Genomic DNA, 9,673 nt, shown 5'->3' on the forward strand with positions numbered 1-9,673 from the left:
CTGTTTCGCATCACGTCAAACCGTTGTTCAGGCGACGTCAAAGACCAGCGGCTTGATCTGGTTGAACAGACCGGTTTCCGCCAGCTTGGCACGGGCTTCGGCAGGGACAGGCGCGTCCACGTACAGCAGCGCGATGGCCTCACCGCCCTGCTTGGCACGGCCAAGGGTAAAGTTCGCGATGTTCACGCCCATCGAGCCCATGGTCTGACCCAGCGCGCCGATGATGCCCGGTTCATCCTTGTTGGTGGTGTACAGCATGTGCGCCCCCACCTCGGCATCGATGTTGATGCCCTTGATCTGGATGAAGCGCGGCTTGCCGTCGCTGAACACCGTGCCCGCGATCGAGCGTTCGCGGCTGGCGGTCACGACGGTCACCTTGATATAGCCCTCGAACGCGCCCGACTGTTCCTGATTGGTGGTCGAAACCTTGATGCCGCGTTCCTTCGCGATCATCGGGGCCGAGACCATGTTCACGTCCGGGTTGACCGACTTCATGATGCCCGCGATCAGTGCGCAGTTCAGCGCCTCAAGGTTCATCTCGGCCACTTCGCCGTCATAGAGGATGTTGATCGCCTTGATCGGCTCTGCATCCGACATCTGGCCGATGAAGTTGCCCAGATGCCCGGCAAGGTCGATCCAGGGGCCCATGACCTTGGCCTCTTCGGCGGTGACCGACGGCATGTTCAGCGCGTTTTCAACGGCTCCGGTCAGCAGGTAGTTGGCCATCTGCTCGGCCACCTGCAGGGCAACGTTTTCCTGCGCCTCGGTTGTCGATGCGCCCAGGTGCGGGGTGCAGACCACGTTGGGCAAACCGAACAGCGGGTTTTCCTTGGCCGGTTCCACGGCAAAGACGTCAAAACCGGCACCGGCGACGTGGCCGGATTTCAGCATGTCGGCCAGTGCCTCTTCGTCCACCAGTCCGCCACGGGCGCAGTTGATGATGCGCACGCCCTTCTTGGTCTTGGCCAGGTTCTCACGCGACAGGATGTTGCGGGTGCCATCGGTCAGCGGCACGTGCAGCGTGATGAAATCCGCGCGCTTCAGCAGGTCGTCCAGATCCTCGACCTTTTCGACCTGCATCTTGTCCGCCTTTTCCTGCGACAGGAACGGGTCGAAGGCGACAACTTTCATCTTCAGACCACGAGCCCGGTCACAGACGATGCCACCGATGTTGCCCGCTCCGATCACGCCCAGCGTCTTGCCGGTCAGCTCGACGCCCATGAACTTGGACTTTTCCCACTTGCCCGCGTGGGTGCTGGCGCTGGCTTCGGGGATCTGGCGCGCCACGGCGAACATCATCGCGATGGCATGTTCGGCGGTGGTGATCATGTTGCCGAAGGGCGTGTTCATGACGATCACGCCATGCTTGGACGCCGCTTCCTTGTCGACATTGTCGGTGCCGATGCCCGCGCGGCCAACAACCTTGAGGTTGGTCGCGGCCTCAAGGATCGTCGGCGTCACCTTGGTGGCGGAACGGATGGCAAGACCGTCATACTTGCCGATGATCTCGGCCAGCTTTTCCTTGTCCTTGCCCACGTCGGGCAGGAAATCCACGTCGATCCCGCGGTCGCGGAAAATCTGGACGGCGGCGTCCGACAGCTTGTCAGAGATGAGAACTTTGGGGGCCATGTCTTGGTCCTTTGGATGTGCGGGGAGAGGCGGGGTGAACCCCGCCCTACGCAAGTTGAAACGTCAGGAAAGAGGGCGTGGCGGGAATCACCCGCCGCACCGATCAGGCTGCTTGGGCCTGCGCCGCGATCTCGGCGTGGAAGGCGTATTCCAGCCAGGGCAGCATCGCCTCGATGTCCGAGGTCTCTACCGTGCCGCCGCACCAGATCCGCAGACCGGCAGGGGCATCGCGATAGGCGCCCACGTCCAGCGCCGCGCCTTCGGCTTCCAGCCGCTTTGCCACGGCCTTGGCGAATGCGGCCCCGTCGGTGATGCGCTCATCAGTGAACTTCAGACAGACAGACGTGTTCGAACGGGTCGCCGGATCGCTGGCAAGGTTGTCGATCCAGTCGCGCGCCGCGCAGAAATCCCAGATCGCCTGCGCATTGGCATCGGCCCGCGCGATCAGCCCCTTCAGACCGCCGACAGAGCGCGCCCAGTCCAGCGCCACAAGGTAATCTTCAACCGCCAGCATCGACGGCGTGTTGATCGTCTCACCGACAAAGATGCCCTCGATCAGCTTGCCGCCCTTGGTCAGGCGGAAAATCTTGGGCAGCGGCCATGCGGGGGTGTAGCTTTCCAGACGCTCGACGGCACGGGGGCTCAGGATCAGCATCCCGTGTGCCGCTTCACCGCCCAGCACCTTCTGCCAAGAGAAGGTGGTCACATCCAGCTTGTCCCAGGGCAGGTCCGTCGCAAAGGCGGCAGAGGTCGCGTCGCAGATGGTCAGACCTTCGCGGTCAGCGGGGATCGCGTCGCCCGAAGGCATCCGCACGCCCGAGGTGGTGCCGTTCCAGGTGAAGACAACATCGGTGTTGTAGTCCAGCGCCGCCATGTCGACGATCTCGCCGTATTCGGCGGTCTTGACCTCGGCGTCGATCTTCAACTGCTTGACCACATCTGTGACCCAGCCCGCGCCAAAGCTTTCCCAGGCGACCATGGTGGCCTTGCGTGCGCCCAGCAGCGACCACATCGCCATTTCGACGGCGCCTGTGTCCGAGGCGGGCACGATGCCGATCCGGTAGTCGGCAGGAATATTCAGGAGTTCACGCGTCTCTTCGATCGCGGCCTTCAGCTTGTCCTTGCCGATCTTGGCGCGGTGCGAACGGCCCAATGCGGCATCGGACAGCTTGTCGAGCGTAAATGTGGGGATCTTGGCACAGGGGCCCGAGGAAAAACGCGGATTAGCCGGCCGCGTTGCCGGTGCTTGGGTAGCCATGTCTGACCTAACCTTCCAGATAGATGCCCCTCGTTGGGGAGGGGTGTCCCACGCGCTGGATACCCGAGTCCCGGAATTACATGCAACAGGCAAAAACGCCCATGATGCCGGGAAATGGTGGCGAGATCTGCACGAAGTGACCGAGGAAGTTTCCGATTGGAGCAAATCCGGCCCGCCAAGGTGTTGAGGGGGCTGGACTGGGAGAAGGATTGCCGACGTTTCGACCGCGGGCATCGCGGGTCGGGCAACAAGGCAGCCATTGACAAGAACCGCCCCTCCCCTTCCACAATGCAAAAAACTGCAAAGGACTGCCGATAATGGCCTTTCACGCCCCGCCCATGAACGGCAAAGCCGCGAGACCCGGATTCTCGCGCCCGCAAGCCTTGCCCATCTGGTGGTCTGTGGTGGCTCTTTGCCTGTAGAACTTGGCGCCCCCCCTGTCTGTCTTTTGCGCTGGCAGGGCAGGGAAACGGCTATGCAGGCCGCGTCGGCGGTTCGCGCCGGTCTGCCCTGCGTCATCATTGGTGCGCTGTCGGATCCGGCGACATGGCCCCTGCTTGACGGTGACACCCTTTGCGAGTCCGAGCGGCAACGCGCGGCTGCGTTTCGGGTGGCGCAGGCACGGGACGAATTCGTCGCAGCACGGGGACTTGTCCGGGCATTGCTTGGCGCCGTTCTGGCAACGGTCCCTACGGCCATCAACCTCCACGCCCCGACGAACCACAAACCCCGTCTGATAACCGCCGGTCGCACGGTGGATTTCAGCCTGACGCATTCCGGAGGATGGATCGGCTGCGCGCTGCTTGGCACGGGCCAGATCGGGCTGGATCTGGAGGAATCGCCGACCGGGCGCGAAGCGGAGGCGAGCCGTCTCGCCCACATGGTGTGTACGAAAGAGGAGCGGACCTGGATACAAAGCGTCTCGGATACAGAGCGCAGCCAGATCTTTCTGGATCTCTGGCGGCGCAAAGAGGCATTGCTGAAGGCCGCCGGGCTCGGCTTTTCCGGCGAACCTACAAGCGTGGCGGTCCTATCGCCTGACGGCCAGCCGCTCAGCCGCATCGCCTTTGCCGGGCGCGATTGGCAACTGGCGGCACTGCAGTCCGACGGACTGCCTGAGGCTGTTGTCGCCTGGTCCGAAGACGACAGCCCCCACTAGGGGCCGGTGCGCTTGCGCCGTGGATCGGAGACCAGCAGCAACAACAGGCCCAGGATTGGCGTCAGAGCCATCGATGCAAAGAAGTAGCCCCAGAACCCCATTTTTCGGTTTGTGCCGAACAAACCGATCGCAAGACACAGGCTGAGATAAACGATGGGAGCCAGGTGCATGATATCTCTCCTAGGCCGCGTCAGGCCGGTTGCAGTTAGTCCTGAATGGCGTGGAACTGCCCCGCCTTTGACTGTTTGAACTGAATTTGCCGGTTGGAAATGTCCCCGTTCGGCAGGAAATCATAACTTCCAAAGCGGCCTTCCCACCCCTTGATTCCGCGCAGGACGGCGGCGGTTGCGCCCGGCTCAATCGTTGCGGCCCGTTCCCAGGCGCGGCCAAGCAGCATGACCGCCTCGTTGGCCTGCGCCTCGACAAAGCCGGTCGGCTCCCCAGAGTCTGCATCGTCCACGGTCTGTCGCGACGCCGGGTCCGGGTCGGCATCCTCGAAAGGCATCAACGACGGGATCACGACACCATCCGAGAAACTGCCTGCGATCTCAAAGAAGGTCTGCACCTCGATCATGGGAAAGGCCACGATGGGGGCATCGACATTGCGAATGCGCATTTCGCGGACCACCCTTGCTGTTCCCACGGCACCGTCCACGACGAGGATGGCGGAGGGGTCTTTTTCCTCCACCTCGGTGACCAGTTCGTGAAAGTGACGAGCCGCGGGATCATACGACCTGTATAGTCTCACACGCGGAGTATCGACGCGGTTCTTGCTCGCGGTTTCCGATCCCAGGATGTAGGACAGGTAGCGCGCCATGTTCTTGCCCGCCTCGGTCCGGGGCGTCAGAACAACGATGTCGCGATACCCGCGTGACCAGATGAAGTCTGCAATTTCCTTTGCAATCACCTCGTCGTCGGGCACCAACCGCAACACCCGGTCAAACCTGTGTTCGGAAAATGAGGGACGGGAGACTGTCGGCGCAAGGTATAGCACTCCGGCCTCTTGATAGGCCGCCGATGCAAGGATGGCCTCGGTTTCCGAACGATGGCCCACGACCGCCATGATGCGATCGTTTTCGGCCACCTTCAGATAGGTGCGATCATTCTCCTCGGCTTGACGAAACTCCAGCAACTTGACCGCCAGCGTCACCTCTTCTCCGGCGGCATCGCGGACCCGGACCCCCTGTTCTGCGTTCAGCCGGTCGACAGCCCGGCGCATTCCGTCAAAGAACTCCGGTTCATCCGCTGGCCAGACCGCCGCTACATAGACTGGGCTGTCAGCGGCTTCCGCACGAGCGATCCGGTCCTGCTGTAGCCGGGAATACACGTCCTCGCGCTGCCAGAAGTAATAGGCCGCGACCACGCCGACCAACGCCAGAAAGGTCATCAGCGGGCCGAAATTGATTTTCCGCCCGGTCGCGAAAGCCCAGATGATCCTGAGACCGATGGACAGCCCGACGGCAGACAGAACCAGGTAGACGGCATAGATGAACTTATCCATGCTGGTCGCGTCTCTCATCGCTGGCAGCCGCGCCGCCGACTACTTTCAGTCTGATCACCTGCCGCACCATCGTCATTCGGCGCTCAGGATGACCGGCAAACCGTCCTTGCCATTGCCCATGATGATGATCTTGGAGTTGTCGGACTCCGACAGGGCCTCTGTCGCGCGCACGCCCTCCCATTTCAGAAGGTCAACGGTCAGCGTCTCAGAGATTATCGTGTTGTAATCGGCGTAGCCCTGCGCCTCGATCCGCTTGCGTTCGGCTTCCTGGCGGGCTGTCTCCAGCCGGTATACAAAGGAATCCGCGATGTGTTGCTGTTCGATCTTCAACTCGATCGCTTGCTGAACCTGCTCCGGCAGAGTGATGCGACGGATGATGACGTCATCGATGGCGACAAAGTTCTGTGCCGTCTGTTCCAGAGAAACGACAACCGCGTTTTGAATGACGTCCCGGCTCTGGGTATACAATTCTTCGGACACCAGGGACCCCACCGCCTTTCTGACGGCCGACTGGACCTCTGGAATGACCACCTTGGCGGTGTATTCGGGCCCGACCTCACGGTGCAGCAGACCCAGCAGATCCTTGTCAGGCGCAAAGCGGATCGAGATCAGCAGCGTGGCCATCAACCCTTCGCTTGTCAGGACCTGCATCTCGCGTTCGACTTCCTGCAGGCGTACGTCGTAGACGTACAGTTCGTCCCACGGAAAGATGATCTGCAACCCTTCGCCGTAGACCCGTTCGGTCACGGTCCCACCGAAGAACCGGCGCCACAACACCGCCCGCTCACCGGGGCCGACGGTGATAAAGGTTTCGGGGATGAAATAGATGAACAGGATCAGGCCGAGCAGCAGACTCGTGATGATCTGAGGGGCATAGGATCGCATAGGGCCTCAGTACTCCGGGACGTGGCGATGGATATTTCGCCGCCACGCCTTCATTATCCGCCAAGTCCCCGGCATGGATCAAGTTGGTCTGGCTGCTTTGTCACTGCTCGTCGTGCAGTGGTCAGGTCGCGGCTGTGGCCTCGGCGCCATCGGTGCCTTCAGCCTTTTTCCGGCTTGCCAGTCGGGAGGCGCGATCCTTTCCGCGCTCAAACAGTTCACCGAACGAGGCCTTGGCCTTTTCGGCGTTGAAATCGTTGACGTCCCCGCCGTTGGCAAAGTGTCCAGCCATCACGTGACCCACGGCATAAGTGGACGCGCCCGACAGGATCGAAGCCGCGCCAGCGCCGACTGTCCAGCCGATCACAGGAATCGACTGGGCCAGGGAAAAGAGCGGCAGAGCACCGACAGCCGGGATCGATCCACCGATCAGCGCAGAGATGATGCTGCGCGCGCGGCGTTGCGAATAATCCACCCCGTGCAGCTCGGCCAGTTTCTTGATCATGCTAATCTGCACAACCGCGACCCCGGCGAGATCGACCAGCGGGATCGGAACAAGCCCGACACCCGATGCGATCAGCACGTGCCGGTCGATGATTGCGCGGACTTCCATATCGTTGATTTCGATCTCTGCGACCTCGGTTTCGGGCGCTGCACGCTCGGATTCGGGTGCGGCATCTTTTTCCGTTTTCGTCGTTGTTCGTGAGGTCGCCATAAAGAATGTCCCTTTTCAGCCGAGGCAGCAAAACCCTGCGCTGCCAATGGGTTTGATTACCATGTTCACGTCTTGCGGGAAACTGAAAACCCGAAAAACTACCGAAAATTGATTGATATTACGCCATTTCTGCCTGTGAAGGGACGACTTTGCCGTAGTTCAGCCGAAGGACGCTGTCGGCACAGTGCAGATAGGCATCGTCATGCGTGACGGCGATGACGGTCCGGCCCTCCCGGCACAGTTCCGGAATCAGTTCTTCGTAGAAGAAATGGCGGAATTGCGGGTCCTGATCAGCGGCCCATTCGTCAAAAATGCAGATCTCCCGATCTTCGAGCAACGCAACAATCATCGCCAGCCGTTTACGCTGTCCTGTCGACAGGGTGCGGGTCGAAAACCGCCCGTCACTGAAACTGACCTTGCTGGACAGTTGCATTCTATCGATCAGCGCCGCCACCCGCTCCGGGTCGGCGTCCTGATAGCCGTACAGCCGGTCGAAGAGGTAAAAATCGCTCATGATGAGTGAAAAGTTGCGGCGCAACGCGGGCAGATCATTGGCCCCTATGGGCGTGCCGTTCAGCAGGATTGTCCCGCTCGACGGCGTGTAGAGCCCGGAAATCAGCTTGATGAGCGTCGACTTTCCGCTGCCGTTGCCACCGATCACGAACAGCGCCTTGCCGCGCGGCAGCGTCAGATCGACGGGCCCCACGGTGAACCCCTTGCTGCCGTCCGGCTCGGCGTAGGAATAGCTCAGGGAGCGCAGTTCCAACTCCGCAAACTTCGGTGACTCGGCCACGCTTGCGCCCGTGACCGTTTCCGGTTCGGCGGCCGCGTCCAATTCGGCCTCCAGTTTGGCCAGGCTGTCGAGCGCGGCATTGGTCCGGGCCACCACAGGGATGATGTCCAAAAACCCGGCCAGATAGCCGATGATGAACAGAACCACCGCCGTGATTTCAAGAACGTCGAATGCATAGACGTTCGACACCCGCGGAATCACAAAGACGATGGCGGCAATGATGACGTAAAAGACGCCCTGGATCAGCGCCCGAGACTGGATATAGCGCCGGGTCGGCACCTCGTTTTCGACGCTGGTCATCAGCACCAGCGCGTCATAGGCGGCGTGCAGATCGGACCGCCTGTTTTCGTTCAGCTTGACTTCCTTGAAGCCCAGAAAGGTCTCATGCACCATTTCCGAAATCTGGCTTTCGCGTCGGATCAGCGTGTCAAGGTTCGCGCGGTTGTCCTCGTTCCGGATGTGGCGGTAGACCGCCACAAGGACCAGCCCGCCCAGCACCGCGGCAAAGGCCATGGGCGAAATCGTGAACAGGTATGCAAAACAGAACAGCAGCATGAACATCGACTGCAGCCCGTAGACGATGGTGTCCGAGGCCTGGATGATCTGCCCGATGTTGCGTGAACTGCGCGTGATCACATCGCTTTCGCGCATCCGCTCGACCGATGAAACGCGCGTCTTCAGCAGTTTGTCGATGATGCGCAGACGCTGTTCTGTCATCGCGTCGTCGAACTGCTTCTTGCCGCCGATTTCGGCATGCATCTTGGTGTAGAGGTACAGCAGCAAACAGGCGAGAAAGAGCATGAACTGCCGGGTCGCGCTTTCGCTGGAATAGACCGCGGCTGCCCCCGAATTGATCAGCGCCACCAGCGCCGCATTGGCCGCGCCGGAAATCAGCGTCAGAATGACGATCCAACGAAGCGTCGCCGCATCCTTGCTTCGCAAAAGCTTCAACAGGGGCACTCAGGCAATCCTCACTTGGTGACATTCGTCGGGCGGAGCCGAAAGCACAGGCTCATGCCGCGTTCCAGAACTGACCGGATTTTTGAAGATGATCAATGCTTTGCAGCATGGGCAGGTCGATTTCACCGACATTGCGGACGATGAAGGGAAGGTTGGCATCGGTCATCTCGGTTTTCTGCCAGCACCAATCCTCTTGCGATGGCACACCGATAAACCCTGTGCCCACGGCGCGGGCATGGGTTGCGGCGAAATTCACGTCATCGATGAACAGCGCCTCGGTCGGATCGACGCCCGCTATGTCGTGGACGATTTCCTTCATGCCCGGGCGAAAGCTGTTCGTGCAGATGAAAGCTTCGAAGAGATCCGCATGTTCTCCCATTTCGCGGCGGAAATAGTCCTCGTCCAGACCGCCATAGCAAAGTAGCCGGACAGGCAGGGTTGCCAACAAGGCCAGCAGGTCCTCCGCCCCGTCCGACAAGCGCAGCGGATTGTCGCGAAGATACTCGGCCCGCAAGGCGAAATAGCCGGCGGTCATTTCCTCGTGGCTTTTGCCTTGCAGGTCTTCGGGCAGATCGCCGCTGAACTGCGACAGCATGAACTGAACCGCCTCACGGCGATTGCGCGACAACATCCCGCTTTCCAGTTCGCGGGTGTAGGGCAGGCCGTAAAACTCGCAGGACTTGCGCAAGAGCGGCGCAAAGGTGTCGATCAACAGCGGCCCGTCCAGATCGACGGCGATGACTTTTAGGGTGCTCAGCACAGCGGCCTCTTTTGTT

Annotated in this window: 9 protein-coding genes; 1 reads left to right on the forward strand and 8 read right to left on the reverse strand. The window is 60.9% G+C overall.

From position 1 onward, the window contains the following. Positions 1-27: 27 nt before the first annotated feature. The gene (gene serA / locus ACTXGA_RS11710; protein WP_443393820.1) at positions 28-1,629 is read right to left on the reverse strand and encodes a phosphoglycerate dehydrogenase; all 1,602 of its coding nucleotides are present in this window, start codon (positions 1,627-1,629) and stop codon (positions 28-30) included. 103 nt (positions 1,630-1,732) lie between these two features. Then, complete coding sequence (locus tag ACTXGA_RS11715) at positions 1,733-2,887, reverse strand: phosphoserine transaminase (protein ID WP_443393822.1); 1,155 nt, start codon at positions 2,885-2,887, stop codon at positions 1,733-1,735. A 475-nt stretch (positions 2,888-3,362) separates the two neighbouring features. On the opposite strand from ACTXGA_RS11715, the gene ACTXGA_RS11720 reads away from it, so the two are divergent. Further along, positions 3,363-4,046 carry a 4'-phosphopantetheinyl transferase family protein gene (locus ACTXGA_RS11720; RefSeq protein ID WP_443393824.1) on the forward strand — a complete coding sequence of 228 codons (684 nt, stop codon included), beginning with the start codon at positions 3,363-3,365 and terminating at the stop codon, positions 4,044-4,046. Here the strand turns inward: ACTXGA_RS11720 and ACTXGA_RS11725 are convergent. From ACTXGA_RS11725 to ACTXGA_RS11750, 6 genes are all read right to left on the reverse strand, one after another. Beyond that, positions 4,043-4,216 (reverse strand): hypothetical protein, encoded by a 174-nt coding sequence (locus ACTXGA_RS11725; RefSeq protein WP_443393826.1) that lies wholly within the window; start codon positions 4,214-4,216, stop codon positions 4,043-4,045. The two genes, ACTXGA_RS11720 and ACTXGA_RS11725, sit on opposite strands and share 4 nt — an antisense overlap. A gap of 35 nt (positions 4,217-4,251) precedes the next feature. Then, on the reverse strand, positions 4,252-5,547 hold the full coding sequence (locus ACTXGA_RS11730; RefSeq protein WP_443393827.1) for an ABC transporter substrate-binding protein: 1,296 nt from the start codon (positions 5,545-5,547) through the stop codon (positions 4,252-4,254). 72 nt (positions 5,548-5,619) lie between these two features. After that, positions 5,620-6,432, reverse strand: a complete 813-nt coding sequence (locus tag ACTXGA_RS11735) for a prohibitin family protein (RefSeq protein WP_443393829.1) — start codon at positions 6,430-6,432, stop codon at positions 5,620-5,622. Between the two features lie 121 nt (positions 6,433-6,553). Beyond that, positions 6,554-7,144 carry a YcjF family protein gene (locus ACTXGA_RS11740; protein WP_443393831.1) on the reverse strand — a complete coding sequence of 197 codons (591 nt, stop codon included), beginning with the start codon at positions 7,142-7,144 and terminating at the stop codon, positions 6,554-6,556. 118 nt (positions 7,145-7,262) lie between these two features. After that, positions 7,263-8,897, reverse strand: a complete 1,635-nt coding sequence (locus tag ACTXGA_RS11745) for a cyclic peptide export ABC transporter (protein ID WP_443393833.1) — start codon at positions 8,895-8,897, stop codon at positions 7,263-7,265. A gap of 52 nt (positions 8,898-8,949) precedes the next feature. Then, a complete protein-coding gene (locus tag ACTXGA_RS11750; protein WP_443393835.1) occupies positions 8,950-9,657 on the reverse strand; it encodes an HAD family hydrolase in 708 nt (235 codons plus the stop codon). Positions 9,658-9,673: the final 16 nt, after the last annotated feature.

This window comes from Antarctobacter jejuensis, from assembly GCF_052266595.1.
GTDB lineage: Bacteria > Pseudomonadota > Alphaproteobacteria > Rhodobacterales > Rhodobacteraceae > Antarctobacter > Antarctobacter jejuensis.

Excerpts from the sequence above, each read along its gene's own strand:
- serA (WP_443393820.1), bottom strand. The coding sequence starts at position 1,629 with ATGGCCCCCAAAGTTCTCATCTCTGACAAGCTGTCGGACGCCGCCGTC.
- ACTXGA_RS11715 (WP_443393822.1), bottom strand. The coding sequence starts at position 2,887 with ATGGCTACCCAAGCACCGGCAACGCGGCCGGCTAATCCGCGTTTTTCC.
- ACTXGA_RS11720 (WP_443393824.1), top strand. The coding sequence starts at position 3,363 with ATGCAGGCCGCGTCGGCGGTTCGCGCCGGTCTGCCCTGCGTCATCATT.
- ACTXGA_RS11725 (WP_443393826.1), bottom strand. The coding sequence starts at position 4,216 with ATGCACCTGGCTCCCATCGTTTATCTCAGCCTGTGTCTTGCGATCGGT.
- ACTXGA_RS11730 (WP_443393827.1), bottom strand. The coding sequence starts at position 5,547 with ATGGATAAGTTCATCTATGCCGTCTACCTGGTTCTGTCTGCCGTCGGG.
- ACTXGA_RS11735 (WP_443393829.1), bottom strand. The coding sequence starts at position 6,432 with ATGCGATCCTATGCCCCTCAGATCATCACGAGTCTGCTGCTCGGCCTG.
- ACTXGA_RS11740 (WP_443393831.1), bottom strand. The coding sequence starts at position 7,144 with ATGGCGACCTCACGAACAACGACGAAAACGGAAAAAGATGCCGCACCC.